Origin of the sequence: Dermabacter vaginalis (genome assembly GCF_001678905.1) — a bacterium.
Classification (GTDB): Bacteria; Actinomycetota; Actinomycetes; order Actinomycetales; family Dermabacteraceae; genus Dermabacter; species Dermabacter vaginalis.
In genome coordinates this window covers 1,186,494-1,206,589 of the sequence record NZ_CP012117.1, presented here as the reverse complement: position 1 = coordinate 1,206,589, position 20,096 = coordinate 1,186,494, and the positions used below count along the sequence as shown (strand labels likewise).

19 protein-coding genes and 1 tRNA gene are annotated in these 20,096 nt (G+C 61.9%); 8 read left to right on the top strand and 12 right to left on the bottom strand.

The features are described from left to right. Positions 1 to 16: 16 nt before the first annotated feature. On the bottom strand, positions 17 to 316 hold the full coding sequence (locus DAD186_RS05230; RefSeq protein ID WP_065247792.1) for a DNA primase: 300 nt from the start codon (positions 314 to 316) through the stop codon (positions 17 to 19). Positions 317 to 428: 112 nt separating this feature from the next. Here DAD186_RS05230 and DAD186_RS05225 point away from each other — a divergent pair, with 112 nt between their 5' ends. Further along, positions 429 to 716 carry a DUF5703 family protein gene (locus DAD186_RS05225; protein ID WP_065247791.1) on the top strand — a complete coding sequence of 96 codons (288 nt, stop codon included), beginning with the start codon at positions 429 to 431 and terminating at the stop codon, positions 714 to 716. Between the two features lie 62 nt (positions 717 to 778). Then, a complete protein-coding gene (locus DAD186_RS05220; protein ID WP_082991095.1) occupies positions 779 to 1,282 on the top strand; it encodes an A24 family peptidase in 504 nt (167 codons plus the stop codon). 176 nt (positions 1,283 to 1,458) lie between these two features. On the opposite strand, the gene DAD186_RS05215 is transcribed toward DAD186_RS05220, so the two are convergent. Next, positions 1,459 to 2,295, bottom strand: coding sequence for an LPXTG cell wall anchor domain-containing protein (locus tag DAD186_RS05215; RefSeq protein ID WP_065247790.1), 837 nt, complete (start codon positions 2,293 to 2,295; stop codon positions 1,459 to 1,461). 633 nt (positions 2,296 to 2,928) lie between these two features. Continuing rightward, positions 2,929 to 3,017: transfer RNA gene (locus DAD186_RS05210), tRNA-Leu, on the bottom strand. Positions 3,018 to 3,170: 153 nt separating this feature from the next. Here DAD186_RS05210 and DAD186_RS05205 point away from each other — a divergent pair. Further along, entirely contained in the window at positions 3,171 to 3,635 is a 465-nt protein-coding gene (locus DAD186_RS05205) for a tRNA (cytidine(34)-2'-O)-methyltransferase (protein WP_065247789.1), read from the top strand. On the opposite strand, the gene DAD186_RS05200 is transcribed toward DAD186_RS05205, so the two are convergent. From DAD186_RS05200 to DAD186_RS05165, 8 genes are all read right to left on the bottom strand, one after another. Then, on the bottom strand, positions 3,632 to 4,522 hold the full coding sequence (locus tag DAD186_RS05200) for a shikimate dehydrogenase family protein (RefSeq protein ID WP_065247788.1): 891 nt from the start codon (positions 4,520 to 4,522) through the stop codon (positions 3,632 to 3,634). The two genes, DAD186_RS05205 and DAD186_RS05200, sit on opposite strands and share 4 nt — an antisense overlap. Further along, complete coding sequence (gene mltG / locus DAD186_RS05195; RefSeq protein WP_065247787.1) at positions 4,504 to 5,652, bottom strand: endolytic transglycosylase MltG; 1,149 nt, start codon at positions 5,650 to 5,652, stop codon at positions 4,504 to 4,506. Before mltG ends, DAD186_RS05200 begins: the two co-directional genes overlap by 19 nt. Positions 5,653 to 5,661: 9 nt before the next feature. Continuing rightward, positions 5,662 to 6,141, bottom strand: a complete 480-nt coding sequence (gene ruvX, locus DAD186_RS05190; protein WP_065247786.1) for a Holliday junction resolvase RuvX — start codon at positions 6,139 to 6,141, stop codon at positions 5,662 to 5,664. Continuing rightward, positions 6,138 to 8,822 carry an alanine--tRNA ligase gene (gene alaS / locus DAD186_RS05185; protein WP_065247785.1) on the bottom strand — a complete coding sequence of 895 codons (2,685 nt, stop codon included), beginning with the start codon at positions 8,820 to 8,822 and terminating at the stop codon, positions 6,138 to 6,140. The genes ruvX and alaS overlap by 4 nt, the downstream gene beginning before the upstream one ends. 138 nt (positions 8,823 to 8,960) lie before the next feature. Next, a complete protein-coding gene (rpsD, locus tag DAD186_RS05180; protein ID WP_065247784.1) occupies positions 8,961 to 9,584 on the bottom strand; it encodes a 30S ribosomal protein S4 in 624 nt (207 codons plus the stop codon). Between the two features lie 130 nt (positions 9,585 to 9,714). Then, positions 9,715 to 11,112 carry a replication-associated recombination protein A gene (locus DAD186_RS05175; protein WP_065247783.1) on the bottom strand — a complete coding sequence of 466 codons (1,398 nt, stop codon included), beginning with the start codon at positions 11,110 to 11,112 and terminating at the stop codon, positions 9,715 to 9,717. A gap of 4 nt (positions 11,113 to 11,116) precedes the next feature. Further along, positions 11,117 to 11,560, bottom strand: a complete 444-nt coding sequence (locus DAD186_RS05170) for a hypothetical protein (RefSeq protein ID WP_065247782.1) — start codon at positions 11,558 to 11,560, stop codon at positions 11,117 to 11,119. Further along, complete coding sequence (locus DAD186_RS05165; RefSeq protein ID WP_065247781.1) at positions 11,557 to 11,904, bottom strand: hypothetical protein; 348 nt, start codon at positions 11,902 to 11,904, stop codon at positions 11,557 to 11,559. The genes DAD186_RS05170 and DAD186_RS05165 overlap by 4 nt, the downstream gene beginning before the upstream one ends. Positions 11,905 to 11,951: 47 nt before the next feature. Between DAD186_RS05165 and DAD186_RS05160 the strand changes: the two genes are divergently transcribed. From DAD186_RS05160 to sucB, 3 genes are all read left to right on the top strand, one after another. Continuing rightward, positions 11,952 to 13,421, top strand: coding sequence for a leucyl aminopeptidase (locus tag DAD186_RS05160; RefSeq protein ID WP_065247780.1), 1,470 nt, complete (start codon positions 11,952 to 11,954; stop codon positions 13,419 to 13,421). A 234-nt stretch (positions 13,422 to 13,655) separates the two neighbouring features. Then, complete coding sequence (gene lpdA, locus DAD186_RS05155; RefSeq protein ID WP_065247779.1) at positions 13,656 to 15,065, top strand: dihydrolipoyl dehydrogenase; 1,410 nt, start codon at positions 13,656 to 13,658, stop codon at positions 15,063 to 15,065. An 18-nt stretch (positions 15,066 to 15,083) separates the two neighbouring features. Then, a complete protein-coding gene (sucB, locus tag DAD186_RS05150) occupies positions 15,084 to 16,769 on the top strand; it encodes a 2-oxoglutarate dehydrogenase, E2 component, dihydrolipoamide succinyltransferase (RefSeq protein ID WP_065247778.1) in 1,686 nt (561 codons plus the stop codon). Positions 16,770 to 16,831: 62 nt separating this feature from the next. On the opposite strand, the gene DAD186_RS05145 is transcribed toward sucB, so the two are convergent. Continuing rightward, entirely contained in the window at positions 16,832 to 17,899 is a 1,068-nt protein-coding gene (locus DAD186_RS05145; protein WP_126845936.1) for a hypothetical protein, read from the bottom strand. A gap of 283 nt (positions 17,900 to 18,182) precedes the next feature. On the opposite strand from DAD186_RS05145, the gene lipB reads away from it, so the two are divergent. Both lipB and lipA read left to right on the top strand, forming a co-directional pair. Further along, complete coding sequence (gene lipB / locus DAD186_RS05140; RefSeq protein WP_065247776.1) at positions 18,183 to 18,872, top strand: lipoyl(octanoyl) transferase LipB; 690 nt, start codon at positions 18,183 to 18,185, stop codon at positions 18,870 to 18,872. A gap of 97 nt (positions 18,873 to 18,969) precedes the next feature. Beyond that, the gene (gene lipA / locus DAD186_RS05135; RefSeq protein ID WP_065247775.1) at positions 18,970 to 20,031 is read left to right on the top strand and encodes a lipoyl synthase; all 1,062 of its coding nucleotides are present in this window, start codon (positions 18,970 to 18,972) and stop codon (positions 20,029 to 20,031) included. Positions 20,032 to 20,096 lie beyond the last annotated feature (65 nt).

Sequence of the window (20,096 nt, the reverse complement as noted above, 5' to 3'; positions counted from 1 at the left end):
GATGCGCCTCATGGGCTCAGTCCTCGTCATCCTCATCGTCGTAGTCGTCCTCATCCAGGTCGAGGTCGTCAAAGTCGTCGAAGTCATCATCGTCGTCGTAGTCATCGTCCTCGTCGTCGAAAATGATAAACGGGGTCGCGACGCTGTACGCGTCGAAGAGCGCGTCGTCGTAATTTTCGAAGGCCATCGAGAGGCGTTCGGTCGCCACATCGAGTTGATCTTCATCCTCGCCATTGGTGGCGGCGATGACATCGTAGTGGCGCTCAAGGGCGGCAATCAGTGCGGTCAGTGCGGCGCGAGGATCTTTCGTGTTCATGGAACGAAAATACCCCGAAAAAGAAGTGAGCGGTAGCCGATTGCCCGGATTTCGTCGCCAATTTTCCGAGGCTCGCACAAGGTGGCAGACTCGCCCTGAGAAAGGAGCTCTCATGACGAACATTCCGGATCGTTCGCGCACCTCCGTACTTCCTCCGAAGTGGAAGGTCTCGAAGCCCTCGAACCTTAGCGACGCTCCCGTGACCCGGGGGCGCTCCGTGCGTGATTACGAGTTTCAGGTGCTGACAATTCCGAAGGGCACGTCGATCGGTCTCGCGCGGCAGGCGCTCACCGATGAAGCGGAGTATGGGCGCTGGGAACTTGCCCGCACACAAAAATTCATCGGCGGCGGTAAGAAGGTGTGGTTGCGCCGACGAATCATGCGTGTGAGTGCACCTTAAAAGTTCTCCACACCATGCCGTTTAAGGCCCGGGTTCACCACCGATGTGATGGACTGTGAGACGTGATCAGCAGTTTCGAATCAACCGTCGCGGTCATGCATTTTATTTTCGTGACGTGCGCGCACCTCACGTTCGCCGTACCACTTTCCTATTACGACATTCGCGAGCATCGTCTTCCGAACAAGCTCACCCTCGCCCTTAACGGGGCTGTCCTGAGCACGGCGGCGATCGGTGCCCTTATCGTTCCCGAACTCGACACCCGCGTGCTCGGCGCCTGCATCATCGCTCTCGTCGTGGGTGCCCTCACTTTTAGCGTCGCTCTCTTTTTCCCCGCGAGCCTCGGCATGGGCGACGCGAAGGTGACGCCCGCGACCGTGCTCCTCGCGGCCCTAGGCGGCGCACCAGTTCTGCTCGGAGCCCTTGCCTGGGTGTGTGGCGCGGGCGCCATTTCTGCGCTGTGGGTCCTCATGCGAACGAAGAGTACAAAAACGCGCTTTGCCTTTGGCCCCATTATCCTGAGTGCGCCCTACGGTGGCCTCGCTCTTACTCTCCTTGGGATCTTCTAAAGCAGCAAAGTCCACGGGGCCCCTCCACTCTGTGTTGTGTCGCGGGTCTGCTGACCGTGCAAAAGGATGCGCTGGCACACATCCGCACCGTCGCAGCTTTGTGACAAAGAAGAAGGGGCACCCCCGCGGGGGTGCCCCTTCATAGTCAGAGTGAGGAAAGAACTCTGCGCGGGAAATCAGGCGCGCTTGCGGAGGTAGCTAAGGCCACCGCCAACGGCAGCGACGCCAGCGCCGAGAGCTGCAAGGATGCCTACCGAAGCACCGGTACGAGGGAGGCTCGAACCGCTGTGTGCGGCAGCAGCGTCAGTTTCGCTGGCATCGTCGCCCTCTTCACCCTCGGCAACAGGAGCGTTGTCACTGTTTTCGGGATCGGCTGCAGCGGTGCCCTCTTCCCCGTTGGCCACCGCGTCATCCGAAACGTCATCTGCATCGCCCTCAGCACCCTGCTCGGCGTTGAGACGGTTGTACTCAGCCTCGGCAGCGTCGAGGTAGTCGTTCTCAGCGGCAGCGGCCTCATCGCGGGTCGGGGTGTCCCAATCCTGCTCAGCGTTGAGACGGTTGTACTCAGCCTCGGCAGCGTCGAGGTAGTCGTTCTCAGCGGCAGCGGCCTCATCGCGGGTCGGGGTGTCCCAATCCTGCTCGGCGTTGAGGCGGTTGTACTCGGCTTCAGCAGCGTCGAGGTAGTCATTCTCGCCCTGGGCAGCCTCATCGCGGGTCGGGGTGTCCCAATCCTGCTCGGCGTTGAGGCGGTTGTACTCCGCTTCAGCAGCGTCGAGGTGGTCGTTCTCGGCGGCAGCAGCTTCGTCACTGGAAGGCGTGTCCCACTCCGGCATGACGCACTTCTGGAGGTCAGCGGGGACCTCGATGATGCCCATCTTGGCGTACTCGAGTTCAGACTTCTGCTCTGCGGTGAGATCGTTGCAGTCAACGGTTGCAGCGTTGGCGGCTGCGCCGAAGCCAAAGGTCAGGGTTGCGGCAGCAGCGACCGCGCTCATGCGGTAAAGAGCTTTCATGATGTTCTCCTAGCTAGGGAAAGGACCGATCTCGATTGGGACCGGATAACCAGGCTCGTGTGCGCCCCACGGTTCGCAAGGCATTCATGAGGAGGCCTACAAGTCGTCGCGGGCGTAAGGCAGTAGCCGGGCAAAACGAAGTTACCATAACAACGTCATCACTCGCGTGGGACGGACGTCCTCTAAACGCAACACTGTCACGCAATCCGGGGGTATGTGGCGAACGTCATGAGGGAAGTCACGTTGATGCCGGCGCATAAGAATTCTTGCGAGTGGTGCGGGCGGGGCGGGCGAAGCATCCCGCATATCGCGATGCGTGGCTTCGCCCGCGGTCCCAACCAGTCTTCATTCATGCCGCGGCTGAGACGGCGCAGCGAGGCCCCCGCCTCCTCTGCGCTGCTGCATACGCGTTAGTGCATGCCCGCTCCGCGTGGTTGGGACTCGTCTCTCCGCCCCACGAGACGCCCATCACAAACTAAGCAGAGCAAAAGGACAAGGGGCAGACTTTTATCTGAACTGCGGATAACTCTGAGTAAACGTTGACGAACTAGCCGCCGCCCTCCCCGCCGTCGGCCTGTTTATCAGGGTGCATTAACAACGAATCCCGTGCAGGTTCTCCTGCACGGGGTCTTGTGGTGTCCGAGGGGGGACTTGAACCCCCACGCCCTTAAGCGGGCACTAGCACCTCAAGCTAGCGCGTCTACCTATTCCGCCACCCGGACTGGGTTTTTGTCGCTCTTCGTTTGCGACTCAATGAGATTACCACCGTGGTTGCTCCGGGGGAAATTGAGAGGCCATTTTTTGCTTATTCGTGAACGGAATCACGCACGGTCCTTCTACGGGGCCTGGATGCGCAACGTGAGAGACTCGAATCCATGCCCCACATCATGTTTTTTGAGCCGCTCATCCCCGGCAACACCGGCAATGCCATACGCCTGTCTGCTGTGACAGGTGCGCCCCTGCACCTCATCGAGCCTCTCGGCTTCAACTTCGATGACTCTCACCTCAAGCGCGCCGGCCTTGACTATCACGACCTCGCCGTCATGACTGTGCACGAAAGTTTCGATCATGCGCTCGAAGCGCTTCCCGACTCTCGCATTTTCGCCTTCACGGGTCACAGCGATGCCCACTTTCAAAACGTGCATTACGAAGACACCGACGTCCTCCTCTTCGGTCGCGAGGACACGGGCCTACCCCAATGGGTTCTCGACCACCCACGCATCACGAAATCGGTCCGGATTCCCATGCTCGAGGGACGACGCTCGCTCAACCTCGCGAACTCCGCGTCCATTGCGGTGTACGAAGCGTGGCGACAGCTTGGGTACACGGGAGCGCTCTAGAGCTCCTGCCCAAAGACGGCCTCGTACATGACCTCGGCAGGTGCATGCTCAACACCGCACATGAGCTCGACCTGTCTCGCAGCTTGATGCGCGAGCATGTGGGCGCCGGTCGCGAACGCGGGCTTTTCGTGCACTGCTCGTTCACGGCAAAACGCGTCTCGAATGCGCGTCAGCGGGGTGGGATCGGGAAAATACAGGGCGTCAAAAAAGGCTGACGGTACCCGCGCCACATCGTGCATCTTGTGGAAAACGCGTTCGGCGAAGGCTTCGGCACCGTCACGTGCGAGCGCGCTCGCCACGATGTCGGAGTGGAAGCTCAGTTCGGGTCGCTCCCACTCCCCTATGTGAACTTGTGCTCCGTACCGCGCGAGGAGTCCTTCGAGTACGGCGAGCTTTTCGCGTGAGCGGGCGAGGAGTGTGAAGCGCGTGCAACCGGACTCGCACAGGGCCGTCGCAAGCGAAAGCGCCGTCGCCCCTGATCCGAGCAGCGTCGCACTCTCGAGAGCACGGATGCCGGCCGCTGCGAGTGCTCCGGTGATACCTGCGATGTCGGTATTGAAGGCAGCGTAGCGGCGCGAGTGGCCGGAACCGAGAGGGATCAAGGTGTTCGCGATGCCGAGCTCCGCGTGCGGGCCATGCGCCACGGCGAGGTCGTGAGCGTGAGCCTTGTGCGGCATGGTGACACTCACGCCATCGAGCGTCGGGAGCGTTTCGTGCACGAACTTCGCGAATTCGCCGCGAGGCACGTGGATTCGTTCGTAGCTCGCGCCCTCAATTCCGAGCGCACGATACGCCGCCGCGTGCAGTTCGGGCGAGAGCGAATGCGCAATGGGATCGCCGATCACGGCAAATCGCCGCCCGCTCTCGCCTACTTGTTTTTCGCCCATTCTTGCCACTCCCGCACGTTCTTATCATGCTCGCCCTTGGTACTCGCAAACTTCGTTTCGCCGGTGTCGGTATTGACCGTCACCCAGTACAGCCACGGCCCCTCTGGAGGGTTCTCCACGGCATCGAGTGTGGCATCGCCAGGATTGGCGATCGGCCCCACGGGAAGCCCGGGATGCTTATAAGTGTTGTAGGGCGAATCGGTCGCACGCTGCTCGGGGGTCGTCGAAATCGTTTCGCTCTTCGTAAAGTAGGCCACGGTCGAATCCAGCTGGAGGTTCATGGGCCTTCCACCCGCTTCCCCCACGCCCGCGAGGCGATTCTCAAGCGTTCGCACGACCTTGCCGTAGTCGTCAGGGTTGCGAGCTTCCTTCTCCGCAATCGAGGCGATCGTGAGGGTCTCGTGCCACTTCTCTTTCGGGATGCTCTTCTTCTCAAGTTGGGTTGTCATGCGCGAAACCATCTCATCGAGAATGTCTTCGGCGGAATCTCCCTGGTGGAAGTCATATGTACCGGGCCACAAGTATCCCTCGATCGACTTCGCCGGATTACGTGGAACACCGCGCGCCTCGTAGTCAGCGCCCGCCTTTTCAAAGTCCTCGACGGGCAACCCCGTGGCTTCGCTCAAACGCTCGTACATCTTGTGGGCGGTAAGTCCTTCGGGGAACGTCACACGAATGCCCACGCGACTAGCGGGGTCAAGAAGTAAGCGCAGGGCAGAGGCTCCGCTCATCTCTTTTCGAAGCTTGTACGTGCCGGGAGTGATGCTCGAAGCATCCTGGCTCGCCGAGAACGCCTTCACAAACGGGCCTTTAGTCTTGATCACTCCGGCGTCGACGAGCGTGCTCGCGATGTCTGAACCGGTATCACCACTGTTGACGATGATCTCGACGTCGCCCTTACCTTGGCCATCAAAATCCTTCGACGCGCTCGCCACATTCACGTTGTGTGAAACCCACGAGTAGGCAAAGCATCCACCGCCGATGAGCGCTGCGAGCACCACGACCACCACAAAGGCGGGCAGGAAACGTTTGAGTTTGCTCGGCTTTGCGTTCCGACGCTTGCCATGCCCCGATCGAGACTGACTTTCGCCTGACGAACCCAGCAGGTCCTCAAGTGAAGAATCTGGCACAAATACTCCTTAGTGGGAATCGCCTGGGATCCACGGCTCTCCGGCCGCTGCGCCGCGCGCGCGTTCAAAGTCAAGGGCGGTCTGCAAAATCATGACCGCGGCGACCTGATCGATCACCGGCCTATGCGTGCGGTGCTTGCGGCCGGAATCGCTCAGGGCACGGTGCGCACTCACGGTGCTCATGCGCTCGTCTACAAGGTACACGTCGTACTCGGGTTCTTCCGCAAGGGGCTCGAGTTCGGCGAGTTCCGCAATGAAAGCATTGGCTTTCTCGACGGCCGAACCGTTTTTCCCGCTCAAGAGGCGAGGCTTCCCCACGTACAGGCGTTCTGCACCGAGTTCAACGATCAGTTCCTGTAGCCGAGCCGCGGAGTCCTCCCGCGGAAGGGTCACCACGGGGGTCGCGAGTAGGCCGTCGGCATCGCTTCGAGCGACGCCGACGCGGGCATCACCCACGTCGACGCCAATTCGCACAAAGCGACGACTCATGAGGCGCGGTCACGAAGCGCGGTCGTGATCGACTCGAGCGCGGCAGACACGAGCGCGGGGTCGCCGCCACCGCCCTGCGCGAGATCATCTTTGCCGCCTCCGCGGCCGTTCATCACAGCGGCAGCGTCACGCAAGAGCGTGCCTGCCTTGAGGCCAGCTTCGCGCGCCGCGGCATTGGTGGCCACGACGAGAGCCGCGCGACCGTCGGACTCCCCTGCAAGCGCCACCACACTCGCCTCGGCCTCGCCAAGCCTTGCGCGCAAATCGGTGGCGAGAGTACGCAGGTCTCCAGCGGCGACGCCCTCGCCTGCATCGTGAACAAGGACGCGAACACCCGACACGACTGCCGCAGATTGGACGAGCGAGCTCGCTTGAGCTTGGAGCTGCTGGCCGCGCATCTGCTGGAGGTTCTTTTCCATCTCTTTCACGCGCTTTGTGAGCGCCTGAACGCGCTCGGGAATATCCTCCGCACCCACCTTGAGAATTTCCGCGAGTTGCGACACGAGCGCGTGCTCTTTCGAGTGGAACTTGTACGCACTTTCGCCCACGAGTGCATCCACGCGGCGCACGCCTGAACCGATAGATGATTCCGACACGAGCTGAACCGAGCCGAGGCTGCCCGTAATCGGGACGTGAGTGCCGCCGCACAGTTCGCGAGACCAGTCGCCGCCAATCGACACGACACGGACGATATCGCCATACTTCTCACCGAAGAGTGCCTGAGCGCCAAGAGCCTTCGCCTCATCGATGGGCATTTGCGCGTCGGTGACGTCAAGGTTCTGCTGAAGCATCTGATTGACCTTGCCTTCGACCTGTGCGAGGGAGCTCTGAGGTACGGCCTGGCCGTAGCGGAAGTCGAAACGCATGCGACCGGGCGAGTTTTCCGAACCGGCCTGGGTTGCGCCGTCGCCGAGCTCCTCGCGAAGAGCCTGGTGCACCATGTGGGTCGCCGTGTGGGCGCGCGCGATGGCACCGCGGCGCTCGGTGTCGATGCGCGCAATCGCCGCCTCGCCGGCGCGGGCGCTCCCCTCGATGAGGCGGCCGCGGTGAACAGAAAGGCCCTTCACGGGCGCCTGGACATCGTCAACTTCGATGATGCCGCCTCCGGCGAGGCTAATGGTGCCCTGATCGGCAAGCTGTCCGCCCATCTCGGCGTAGAACGGAGTATCGGCAAGAACGATCTCGATATCTGCGGGCGCGCTCACCTGTTCGGTGAGAGCGCCATTCACGAGGATCGAACCCACTGTCGTCGAGACCGTGTCGTCCGTGTAGCCCACGAAACGGGTAAGACCATTCGCATTCACGATGTCGTGGAAAAGCGCCGTATCCGTGTGGCCGGCTTTCTTTGCCTGAGCATCGGCGCGGGCACGCTCACGCTGCTCCTGCATGGCGGCGCGGAAACCGGCTTCATCAACGCGCAGACCAGCCTCTTCCGCCATTTCCAGAGTGAGGTCAATGGGAAAACCATAGGTGTCGTGGAGAGTAAAGGCATCTTCGCCCGCGAGGAGATCGGAGCCGCTCTTCTTGAGATTGGAGCTGAGGCCCTCGAAAATCTGCGTGCCGTGAGACAGGGTGCGGCGGAAAGCCTCCTCTTCCGTGTAGAGCACCTCTTCGATCGCCGCGAACTTCTCCTCAAGAACGGGATAGGAGGCGACCATGGCGTTCTTCGATACCGGCAGCAGCTCGGGCATCGCTTGCTTGTCAAAACCGAGAAGGCGCATCGAACGGACGGCGCGGCGAATAAGGCGGCGCATGACATAGCCGCGCCCCTCGTTCCCCGGGCGTACTCCATCCGAAGCGAGCATCATCGCGCTGCGGACGTGATCAGCGACGACGCGCATGCGAACGTCGGATTCTTCATCGCCAGTGCCGTAGCGGCGGCCGGTGAGTTCCTGGGCATGCGCGATCACGGGGAAGACCTGGTCGGTCTCGTACATATTGCTCTTGCCTTGCAAAAGATAAGCGAGGCGCTCGACGCCGAGGCCCGTATCGATAGCCTTGCGGTCGAGCTCACCGAGAAGCGGGTAGTCCTTGCCGCTGCCTTCGCCGCGCATGAACTGATCGAACACGAGGTTCCAGATCTCAAGGTAGCGATCGCCACCCGGATCCACGTTGCCGCCTTCGGCTTCCGGCCCGAACTCGGGTCCACGGTCGTAGTGCCATTCGGCACACGGGCCCGCGGGTCCCGGCTGGCCAGTCGACCAAAAGTTTTCTTCCTTCGGGAGTCGCACGATGTGCTTCGGATCGATGCCGATCACGCGAGTGAGGTGGTCAAACGCTTCTTTGTCGTTTTCCCACAGGGTGATCCACATGCGGTCACCCTCGAGGCCGTAGCCGCCATCCTCAACGCTGCTCGTGAGCAGTTCCCACGCGAAGTCGATCGCGCCTTCCTTGAAGTAATCGCCGAAGCTGAAGTTGCCCGCCATTTGGAAGAACGTGCCGTGACGCGTGGTCTTGCCAACGTTGTCGATGTCATTTGTGCGAATGCACTTTTGCACGCTCGCGGCGCGCGGCCACGGCGCCTGATCGGTGCCCACAATGTAGGGAATGAACGGCACCATGCCGGCAACCGTGAAAAGGATCGAGGGATCCGACGAGACGAGCGAATCGCTCGGGACGATCTCGTGATCCTTGTTTTTGAAGAAGTCGAGCCAGCGGCGTGACACCTCGGCTGTCTGCATGGATTCTTCCTTCCCTAAGCCCTCTCGGGCACGGACTGGGCTGGGCATTTAATAACAAACGACCCCGACCAAGTGTACGTTCTCGTACTGGTCGGGGCCGCCTGACACGAAGACCGTGAGGCCTCCTTCATAAAGAAATCAGCGAGCGTAGTACTCGACGACGAGCGCGACGTCGCAAGTCACGGGGACCTCGGAGCGCTTCGGTCGAGAAACGAGCTGAGCCTTGAGTTCCTCGAGCTGGACCGAGAGGTACGAAGGGACCGACGCCTGAACATCGGAGTTCGAACCCTCAGCGGCATCCGCGAAAGCCTCGAGAGTCTGCGACTTCGGCTTGACCTGGATGGTCTGGCCAGGCTTCACGCGGTACGAGGGGATGTTGACGATCTCGCCATCCACGAGAACGTGGCGGTGCGAGACGAACTGACGAGCCTGAAGGATCGTGCGAGCGAAGCCCGCGCGAAGAACGAGCGCGTCAAGGCGAGTCTCGAGGAGCTCGACCATCGACTCACCGGTCAGACCCGGAAGCTTCTTGGCCTCAACGTAGGCGCGGTGAAGCTGCTTCTCGCGAAGCTGGTACTGAGCGCGCAGGCGCTGCTTCTCGGTCAGACGAACCGCGTAGTCCGAGTTCGAACGGCGGCCACGACCGTGCTGGCCCGGCGGGTAAGGGCGCTTCTCGAAGTACTTGACGGCCTTCGGGGTAAGCGCAATACCGAGCGCACGCGAAAGGCGTGCGGTACGACGTGCTTTGGTGACACTGGTCACGTAAGTTACCTCAATTTCGATGCGATGAATCCATTTGGCAGCCGCGGATTCAGCGCAAAACTTTACCGTGCCGAGTGCCGAGCCTCAAGCGTTTCGGAGGCTTGGGAGACTCAAGCCTCTGTGGGATCGCTCACCGCGCGTCAACCATCGGCCCCTGCACCCCACCCGCGCCGCGCGTGAGCGAGCGCAAAATCTCAAGCGAGCTCTTCACGCGCCCCTCGAATCCTCGATCGGTCGGCTCGTAGTAGTTGACACCCACGAGGTCATCGGGTGCGTACTGCTGACGCGCCACACCGCGAGGCTCGTCGTGCGCGTACACGTAACCAACACCGTGCCCGAGCTTCTCCGCTCCCTTGTAATGCCCATCGCGAAGATGTGCGGGAACCGAACGCCCTTTTCCTTCGCGCACATCGGCGATCGCTCGATTGATCCCCGCGTAACTCGCATTGGACTTCGGGGCAGTTGCGATGTGCACGACCGCTTGGGCGAGCGGGATCCGCCCCTCGGGCATCCCAATCATCTGGACTGCCTGCATTGCGGCAACGGCAACCTGAAGCGCGGTCGGGTCGGCCATGCCGACCTCCTCACTCGCTGCGATCACGATTCGCCGCGCGATGAACCGCGGGTCTTCACCCGACTCAATCATGCGGGCCAGATAGTGCAGGGCCGCATCCGGATCGCTTCCCCGCATCGACTTAATGAACGCGCTGATGACGTCGTAGTGCTGATCGCCCTCGCGATCGTAGGTCAACATCGAACGGTTGATCGCGTGGGCGAGGATGTCGCCCGTGATCCGCTTCTCTGGGGTCTTCAGTGCTGAAGCAGCAGCAGCCTCGAGCGCTGTGAGGGCCTTGCGGGCATCGCCTCCGCTGAGACGCAGGAGCGCCTCGCGGGCATCGCTCTCAAGTTCGACCGAACCGCCAAGCCCCCGCTCCTCGGCGAGCGCTCTCGTCAGCAGTGCATCAATCTCCTCGCCACCGAGCGAATCGAGGGTGAGCACAATCGAGCGCGAGATCAGCGGGGTGATGATTGAAAAATAGGGGTTCTCGGTCGTCGCGGCGATCAGGGTCACCCACCGGTTCTCAACCGACGGCAAAAGCGCATCTTGCTGCGACTTATTAAACCGATGCACCTCATCGACGAAGAGAATCGTTTCGCGACCAGTCGTGCGCAAGCGGGACCGCGCGGCATCAACAACGGCACGGATATCTTTGACTCCCGCAAGCACCGCTGAAACCTCGACGAACTCGCGATCGCCCTCCCGCGCGACGGCGTAAGCGATCGTCGTTTTGCCCGTTCCGGGTGGGCCCCACAAGATGATTGAGCTCGGGGCAGTATGTGAATCGTCCTCCCCCACGAGACGAAACAGGGGTGAGCCGTCTGCAAGAGCGTTCTCTTGACCGACGATCTCGTCGAGCGAACGCGGCCGCATACGAGCGGCTAGCGGCGCGCGGTGATCGACGTTGCGGTCCGCGAGAGTCTTTGGGGCCTGCACGCCTGGTTTGAGAGAAAAAAGATCGTCGTCCACACGTCTAGCGTAGCGAGGGCGCGCGGGATTCGCGCCGCCGAGCAACGATGATCGAGATACCCGCGACAAGGGGCAACACGAGGGGAACATACCCATATCCCTCGCCGAAGTGCGACCAGACCGTCGCTTTCGGGAACCACTCGGGCTGCGCGAAGCTCAAAGCACCCACGCCGACAACGCCGACGAGTTCGACACCAACGAGAGCGAGGATCGCTCGCCAGTGGGGAGCCTTCCGAAACAGCAAGACCGCGATCGCGACGTACGTAAGCGCAGCGACAATGCTGAGGGAAAAGGCGAGCGGCGCCTCGGAAAAATCGCGAATCGACTGCACGAGTGCACGCGCCGTCGCCGATACGGCAAACACCCCGTACACCACGAACAGGGCCATGCGGAAGCCGCGTGGATTCTCCTGCGTTATCGACGATTTCGTCGAACCGGCGTGCGTCATTTCGCGAACCCCGCGGGCCAGATCTGGGGCAGCCGGTAGGCGAGAAAGACGCATGTGAGCGCGATGGCGGCAATGGCGAACGACCCCCACTTGGTACGTTCGAGGAACGAGATGTACACGGCCGCGATCGGCAGCGCGATTGCGGTGGCAACATAGCCCCAGAAAATCACGGCATCGCCAGGGCTCACCGGAGCGAGTAACCACGCAAGAGCTCCGATGAGCCACACGAGCGCTAGGGCGAGTGAGGCCCCCATGAGCAACAGGTCTGCTGCAAGGTCCTTGATGACATAGACCGCGCCGAGAACGGCTACGAGAGCCGCAACAACGTACAGGGCGATCAGCATTTGCCCACTCCCACCTCAAACTCGAGTGACTCCCCTACGATAAACACATGGCACATATAACTCTGAGCATCAGCAACGTTGACTCGATCACGACGGACGTCCTCGTGGTCCCCCTCCTTAAGGGTGCAAAGGATGCACCGGCAAGCCCGGTTGGGCTTTCATCGCTCGAAGAATCCTTCACTGCCGTCAAGGCCAGTGGCGCCAAGGGTGCGCTCACGACGATCCCGGCGCCCGCTGCCTACCGCGCTCACGCAATCGTCGGCGTTGGCCTCGGCGCCGAGGCCCTTGAAGATGTCACGTGCGAAGACATCCGATACGCCTTTGGTTCCGCTTCGCGAACCCTCACCGGCCACACAAGCATCGCCCTTGCCTTCCCGGCCGCCTCCGAGGCACACATCGCCGCCGCTCTCGAAGGCGCAGCTCTCGGCGCCTACGCCTACGGCGAATACAAGAGTGACCTCAAGGACGATCAAAAACCCGTCGAGGAGATCGTTCTCGCCGTGGCCGATAAGAAGGAGCTCAAAGCTCTCGAAGGTGCCGCGAACCGCGCCGAGAAAATCGCCGAGGGCGTGCACATCGTTCGCGATCTCGTGAACACCCCACCGAACCTGCTTTACCCCGATTCCTTCGCGAAGCGCGCGAAGGATCTCACGAAGAAGCTTCCCGTGAGCGTCGAGGTTCTCGATGAGAAGGCCCTTGCCGACGGTGGCTACGGCGGCATCGTGGGTGTGGGCCAGGGCTCGACCCGCCCGCCCCGTCTCGTCAAACTTTCTTACGCACCGAAGCGTGCCAAGCGGCACGTTGCCTTTGTCGGTAAGGGCATCACGTTCGATTCGGGCGGCATTTCGCTGAAGCCCGGCGCCGGAATGGACGAGATGACGATGGACATGGGTGGCGCCGCAACCGTGCTCGCCACGACCATCACCGCTGCAGCCCTTGAGCTCGACGTCAACGTCACGACCTTCCTTGCGCTCGCGGAAAACCTCCCCGGAGGCGGAGCGCAGCGCCCCGGCGATGTCGTCACGATGCGCAACGGTAAGACCGTCGAGGTGCTGAACACCGACGCCGAGGGCCGCATGGTCATGGCCGACGCCCTTGTGGATGCCGCGGCGCTTGAGCCCGACCTCCTGATCGACGTCGCGACCCTCACGGGGGCGGCGATCGTCGCCCTTGGCAACCGCACTGCGGGAGTCATGGGGACCGACGAAGCCCGCGACGAGGTGTGGGAAGCATCTAAGGCCGCGGGCGAGCCCATGTGGCCGCTTCCCTTCCCGGGAGAGCTTCGCGAGGGATTGAACGGCCGCGTTGCCGACCTCAGCAACATCGGCGAACGCCCCGGCGGCGCGCTGAGCGCGGGCATCTTCCTCAAGGAGTTTGTTGGCGAGACGCAGTGGGCACACGTCGACATCGCCGGCCCCGCTTTCACGCAGAAGCCTTTCGGCTACAACAACATCGGCGGCACCGGCATGAGCATGCGCACGCTCGTCGAAGTAATTGAGCGCGAAGCCACCAAGTAAAAAGGTTGCGCACTTCATGCGTAGCAACCGTCGGAAAGCCCCCGCTTTTGCCCCGCACCCGCGGGCGGAGTTGGGGGTTTTCCCACACTCTGGCCCCACTTACGGTCGGCCCACGGCGACATCCAGGGGCGTGTCTTACGATAATGGGCGTGCATGCCGCACCGGCTGGCTTAGCGTTCGAGGCCGGGACTTTCGGCGACATGCCCCCAATCCTCAACAGTTAGGGAGCTGAACGTGGCGGATACCTCCACAGACCAGAAGTTCGACATCGTGATTCTGGGAGGTGGCAGCGGCGGCTACGCGGCCGCGCTGCGCGCCACCCAGCTTGGAAAGAGCGTTGCCCTTGTCGAGAAAGACAAGCTCGGCGGCACGTGCCTCCACCGCGGCTGCGTGCCCACCAAGGCGCTGCTTCACGTAGGCGAGATTGCCGACACCCCTGCCGAAGCGAAGGCCGTGGGTATTGAGATGACCGCCTCCGCGATCAACACCGAGAAGATGCTCGACTTCAAGAACAAAGTCATCGGGCGCCTCTACAAAGGCCTCCAGGGCCTCGTGGGTTCCTCCGGTGCGACCCTCGTCAACGGTTTCGGCCGCCTTACGGGTAAGAACACGGTCGAGGTTGAGGCGGAAGACGGCTCAAAACAGACCCTCACGGGTGAGAACATCATCCTCGCCTCGGGTTCCTTCTCCAAGACCCTCCCGGGCCTCGAACTCGGCGGCCGCATCATTGACTCCGAGGTCGCTCTTCAGCTCCCCGAAGTTCCGAAGAACCCGATCATTCTTGGCGGCGGCGTGATCGGTGTCGAGTTCGCTTCCGTGTGGAAGTCGCTCGGCGCTGAATCGGTCACGATCATCGAGGGCCTCCCCCACCTCGTTGCTAACGAGGACGAGGCAATTTCTAAGAATCTCGAGCGCGCGTTCAAAAAGCGTAAGATCGCCTACTCGCTCGGCGTGTTCTTCGAAAAGGCGGAGCAGACCGAGACTGGCGTCAAGGTCACGCTTGCGAACGGCAAGACCTACGAGGGTGACTACCTCCTCGTCGCTGTTGGCCGCGGCCCGCAGACGAAGGGCCTCGGCTACGAAGAGCAGGGCATCGAGATGGATCGCGGATTCGTGCTCGCCAACAAGGACACCCTCGAAACGAACGTTCCCGGTATCTACGCCGTGGGCGACATCGTTCCGGGCCTCCAACTCGCTCACCGCGGCTTCCAGCAGGGCATCTTCGTGGCCGAACAGATCGCGGGTCTCGACCCCCAGCCGATCGACGAGTCGGGCATCCCGCGCGTCACCTACTGCGAGCCGAACATTGGCTCGGTGGGTCTCACCGAAAAGCAGGCAAAAGAGAAGTTCGGCGACGACAACGTCGCGACCTACGACTACAACCTCGGCGGCAACGGAAAGTCCCAGATTCTCGGCACTCAGGGTTTCATCAAGCTCGTGCGTGAGAAGGACGGCCCGATTGTCGGTGTCCACATGATCGGTGCACGCCTGTCGGAGCAGATCGGCGAGGCACAGCTCATCGTCAACTGGGAGGCGGAGCCTGAGGATGTTGCTTCGCTCATCCATGCCCACCCCACTCAGAACGAGGCGATGGGCGAGGCTGCGCTCGCTCTCGCTGGCAAGCCGCTCCACGCTCACGCCTGATCACGAGGAGAGATACCTATGTCTGAAATCGTCAAGATGCCCGCGCTCGGTGAGTCCGTCACCGAGGGCACCGTTGTTCGCTGGCTCAAGGAAGTGGGCGAGGAAATCGCCGTTGACGAACCGCTTCTCGAGGTCTCGACCGATAAGGTCGACACCGAGGTTCCCTCCCCCGTTGCCGGCGTTCTCGAGAAAATTCTCGTGAATGAGGATGAGGACGCCGAGATCGGCGCTGACCTTGCCGTGGTCGGCGATGGTTCCGGCGTTGAATCGAGCTCCGCGGAGCCAAGCGAGGGTGAGAACCTCGCCTCGGATCCTACGGTTGCCCCCTCGACAACGCAGGAGGCCCCCATTGGTGAAAGCGAAGCGCCCGGTGACTCATCGAGCAACTCCGGTAGCGCCGATGGCGAAGAAGTGAAGATGCCCGCACTCGGTGAGTCCGTTGATTCGGGAACGGTGGTGCGTTGGCTCAAGGAGGTTGGCGAACAGGTCGAGGCCGATGAGCCTCTCCTCGAGGTGTCGACCGACAAGGTTGACACCGAGGTTCCCTCCCCCGTTGCGGGTACCCTCCAAAAGATTCTTGTGCAGGAGGATGAGGAGGCCGAGGTTGGCGCGGCCATTGCCGTGATCGGCTCGGGTGCTCCTTCCGACGCCTCCCCGGCCCCCGCCGCTCCCGCTGCGGAAAGCGCTTCGCCGGCCCCCAAGGCTGAACAGAGCACTGCTCCCGCCGCCACGGCTTCGGAAACGGTGTCCTCGAGCGGCAATGCGCAGGCGTACGTGACGCCGATCGTGCGCAAGCTCGCGTCGGATAACGGCATTGATCTTAGCTCGGTCAAGGGCTCGGGCATCGGCGGCCGTATCCGTAAGCAGGATGTGCAGGAAGCTATCGAGGCGAAAAAGAAGGCGGAGGTTCCCGCTCCCGCTGTCGCTTCGGCACCGTCCGCCGCGGCTCCCGCGAAGAAGGAAGCCCCCAAGGTCGAGGTGTCGCCTCTGCGCGGTACCGAGGAGAAGATGACCCGCTTGCGCAAGATCGTTGCGTCGCGCATGGTCGAGTCGCTCCAGACACAGGCGCAGCTCACCACCGCCGTTGAGGTCGATATGACCCGCATTGCGGCTCTTCGTGGCCGGGCGAAGAACGACTTCCTCGCGCGTGAAGGTGCGAAGCTCACGTTCCTCCCGTTCATCATGCAGGCGGCTGTGGAAGCGCTCAAGGCGCATCCGAAGCTGAACGCCGAGATTGCGGGCGACATGATCAAGTACCACGGTGTCGAGAACATCGGTATGGCAGCGGACACCGAGCGTGGCCTCGTCGTTCCGGTCATCAAGAACGCGGGCGATCTCAACCTTGCGGGTCTTGCCCGCCAGATTGGTGAGCTCGGCGCCAAGGCGAAGGGCAACAAGCTCACGCCGGACGATCTTCAGGGCGCGACGTTCACCATCACGAACACGGGTTCGGGTGGCGCGCTGTTCGATACCCCGATCGTTCCGAACCCGCAGGTTGGCATCCTCGGCTGCGGCACGATCGTCAAGCGCCCGGCTGTCGTGAAGGACGCCGACGGCAATGAGACGATCGGGATCCGCTCGATGATGTACCTGTTCCTCAGCTACGATCACCGCCTCGTTGATGGCGGCGATGCTGCCCGCTTCCTCTCCACGATGAAGAAACGCCTCGAGGACGGCGCCTTCGAGGGGGACCTCGGACTCTGATCGAGTTCCTCTGACAAGAACTCGGGCCGTGCTTTCGCGAGAAAGCCCGGCCCGGGTTTTTCTTAAGCGCTCTCCCCTCCCTCACCGACGGGCGTCGTGGAGGCGATCCGCCACGACCCCGCGATGCGCTCAAGGCGGATGTCAACTTCATAGGGCCTACTTTGGTCAAGTTCTAGAGAGTGCACGCCTTCGCCCATGCGCGCGGGGGTGTCTTTGAGCCGAGCGCGCACGCGCGCATCATTCTCGCTCTGTTCGAGAGTGTGTGCTTCGAGAACGCGCACTTCACCGCCCTCAACCTGCACTCCTTCGAGAGCTGCACGGAGCTTCCGGTCGGCCAGTTCCGCTTCACTTCCAGGAACCGCTGAGTCATTAAGCTCAGTTTTTCCGGTGAGGTAGCGGTGCCTGGCGTGGGCAAGGGCTGTGATGATTTCGACCGGGTCGTTGCGTTCAGCGGGGACCGCAGCCGCCTCGGAGGGTGCCAGTTGAGGGGTGGAAGCCCGCATGGCTCCGCCCACGAGCACCGTGCACGCGAGTGCTGCCACCGCGACGAACGTCAAAGAGCGCTTGCTACGCGTTCGGGGGCGGTTTCGCCCGGGCTTTCCTTTGCCCTGCCGAAGAGCAGCGCCAGCCGGCACGCCCCGCCCGGATAGAGTAGGGCATACGGCTGCCGGGGCCTCACTCCCCGCCTCCCATGTCCACTCCTCCAACTCTTCAGCTTTGCGCTGCGCGTAGCGGTAGGTTCCCGCACCACTTGTGAGGCGCGCAAGCCATTGCTCATCACCGCGCTTTTTCACTGGACTCAGCTGCGCCACGTGCGAAAAGTCCGTGACGACAACACGGCCGCGCGGCGAAAGTTCTAGCCCGCGAAACCCGGGGAGGCCAAGCGTGAGGTTTCGTGAATGCAGTGCTTTCAGGAGAACTGCGAGGTCCGACGCCATCTCCGCCACCGTGCCGCCACTTCGTGTGTTCGCACTCCGCGCGGCCCTTTTGCCGCGTGGCGGCGCAAGTGCACTGGGCCCCTCCGCAAACGCGTAGGCCGCGAAGCCGCGCCATTTAAGCGAAGGAACCGCCGAAATATTGCCCGCTTCGAGGGCTCGAAGCAGCGCGATCTCGCGCCGCACCTGGTTCACCGCGCGAAGTGTGCGAGCACGGACGAGCGTCAAGCGTCGGCCCCTGTGATCCCGGGCCTGCCACACTTGCCGGCCATTTTCCGAGCGAACCAGTCGAACGGGCTGAAGCCCTGTGCCAAAAACTAATGTCAGGCGCGAGGTGTCAAGTCTCATGAGATCATTTCAACCCTTTGACGATGCCAATCCCAGGGCTGATCCGAAATTGTGGATAACCCGCTCGTCAAACGTGTGCTCTCGCCCGCGGAAACTTTTCCCTACCCACGTCGACCACTAGCATGGTGAGGTGCTCGACATCATTCACCTCGCTTTTTCCGAAGATTCCGGGATTGAATCCGCTCACGAAGATTTCAATCTTCCGCCCGGTCCCGTTGACTACAACGCCGCGTGGGATGTGCAAAAACAGATCCACGCGGAGGTGATTGCGGGCGAACGCCCAAATACGCTTCTTCTTCTCGAGCATCAGCCGGTCTATACCGCTGGTCGGCGCACCCTCGAGGTCGAGCGTCCACGTGACGGCGCCCCCGTGATTGATGTCGATCGGGGTGGCAAGATCACCTGGCACGGTCCTGGTCAGCTCGTGGGCTACCCGATCGTCAAGCTTCCTGCCCCCATCGATGTCGTGGGCTTCGTACGGGGCATCGAACGGGCCATCATGGGCGTGTGCTCCAAGGCTGGCGTCCCTACGGCTCCTGTTGAAGGGCGAAGCGGCGTGTGGGTCCTCGATGAGCTCGGGATGGACCGAAAAGTGTGCGCAATTGGGCTGCGCGTCGCCAAGCGCTGCACGATGCATGGTTTCGCACTGAACTGCGAGAATGACCTTTCGTGGGCCATGAACGTGATCCCGTGCGGAATCGACGACGCAGGTGTGAGCTCACTTTCCGTTGAAAGCGGCCGTACTGTGCGCCCGAAGGATGTGCTCGCTGATGTCGAAGACGCCATGAAGGAACTCGAAGCCGAACGCGGCCTCGAATAAACAATCACCACCCGTCGAGATCACATGAGCGTTGTGCGGGAGTTGGCAGCAACGCCTACTAGAATCTTGAGACCCCTACTCGCAAGGAGAGTGTGACGTGGCAGTTGAACCCCAAGGACGACGCCTTCTCAGGGTCGAGGCCCGCAATGCGGAAACCCCGATCGAACGCAAACCTAGCTGGATCAAAACCACGGCAAACATGGGCCCCGAGTACACCGATATGAAGAAGCGCGTGCATTCACGCGGCTTGCACACGGTGTGCGAAGAAGCGGGATGCCCCAACATCTTTGAGTGTTGGGAGGATCGCGAGGCGACCTTCTTGATCGGCGGCGACACGTGCACGCGCCGCTGCGATTTTTGCGACATCGCAAGCGGCAAACCACAAGCGATCGACCCTGCCGAACCTTTCAAGGTCGCCACTTCCATCAAGGAAATGGGCCTCAAGTACGCGACCGTGACAGGGGTGGCCCGCGATGATCTCGAAGACGGTGCCGCGGGGCTCTTTGCCGAGACCTGCCGCCAGATCCACGCCATCAGCCCGGGTACGGGCGTGGAACTCCTCATCGACGACATCAAGGGTGATTCGAGCGCGATGCAGCAGGTCTACGACTCGAAGCCCGAAGTCTTCGGTCACAACCTCGAAACCGTGCCTCGCATCTTCAAAAAGATTCGTCCGGCCTTCCGTTACGAGCGCAGCCTCGGCGTCATCGCCGATGCGAAGGCGAACGGGATGATCACGAAGTCGAACCTCATCCTTGGTATGGGGGAGGAAACGAGCGAGATTCTTTCAGCTATGCAGGATCTTCGCGACAACGGTTGCGAGATTCTCACCCTCACCCAGTATTTGCGCCCCTCGAAACTTCATCACCCGATCGATCGCTGGGTGAAGCCGCAAGAGTTCCTCGAACTCTCCGAGGCAGGTTATGAAATGGGCTTCGCGGGGATCATGGCCGGGCCCATGGTGCGTTCGTCGTATCGCGCCGGCCGGCTGTGGGCTCAGGCGATGGAGAAACTTGGCCGCGAGATTCCCGAGGAACTCTCGCACCTCAATTCCTCGGCGCCCGCCCTCCAGGAAGCCACGAGCGTGGTGGAGCGCCAGGCCGCACGTGAAAAGCGTGACAGGGAGCGTGCTGAGCGGAAGGTTTCGGCAACGGCTTAGGCTCATTTCCCGGTTATGCTTGAGGATGGTTTTCGAACCACCCGCACCGCGCTAAGGACAAGGAT

Bases quoted from the DNA above. Each gene is read 5' to 3' on its own strand.
- DAD186_RS05230 (WP_065247792.1), bottom strand. From the start codon at position 316: ATGAACACGAAAGATCCTCGCGCCGCACTGACCGCACTGATTGCCGCC.
- DAD186_RS05225 (WP_065247791.1), top strand. From the start codon at position 429: ATGACGAACATTCCGGATCGTTCGCGCACCTCCGTACTTCCTCCGAAG.
- DAD186_RS05215 (WP_065247790.1), bottom strand. From the start codon at position 2,295: ATGAAAGCTCTTTACCGCATGAGCGCGGTCGCTGCTGCCGCAACCCTG.
- DAD186_RS05205 (WP_065247789.1), top strand. From the start codon at position 3,171: ATGCCCCACATCATGTTTTTTGAGCCGCTCATCCCCGGCAACACCGGC.
- DAD186_RS05200 (WP_065247788.1), bottom strand. From the start codon at position 4,522: ATGGGCGAAAAACAAGTAGGCGAGAGCGGGCGGCGATTTGCCGTGATC.
- ruvX (WP_065247786.1), bottom strand. From the start codon at position 6,141: ATGAGTCGTCGCTTTGTGCGAATTGGCGTCGACGTGGGTGATGCCCGC.
- alaS (WP_065247785.1), bottom strand. From the start codon at position 8,822: ATGCAGACAGCCGAGGTGTCACGCCGCTGGCTCGACTTCTTCAAAAAC.
- DAD186_RS05170 (WP_065247782.1), bottom strand. From the start codon at position 11,560: ATGACGCACGCCGGTTCGACGAAATCGTCGATAACGCAGGAGAATCCA.
- DAD186_RS05165 (WP_065247781.1), bottom strand. From the start codon at position 11,904: ATGCTGATCGCCCTGTACGTTGTTGCGGCTCTCGTAGCCGTTCTCGGC.
- DAD186_RS05160 (WP_065247780.1), top strand. From the start codon at position 11,952: ATGGCACATATAACTCTGAGCATCAGCAACGTTGACTCGATCACGACG.
- sucB (WP_065247778.1), top strand. From the start codon at position 15,084: ATGTCTGAAATCGTCAAGATGCCCGCGCTCGGTGAGTCCGTCACCGAG.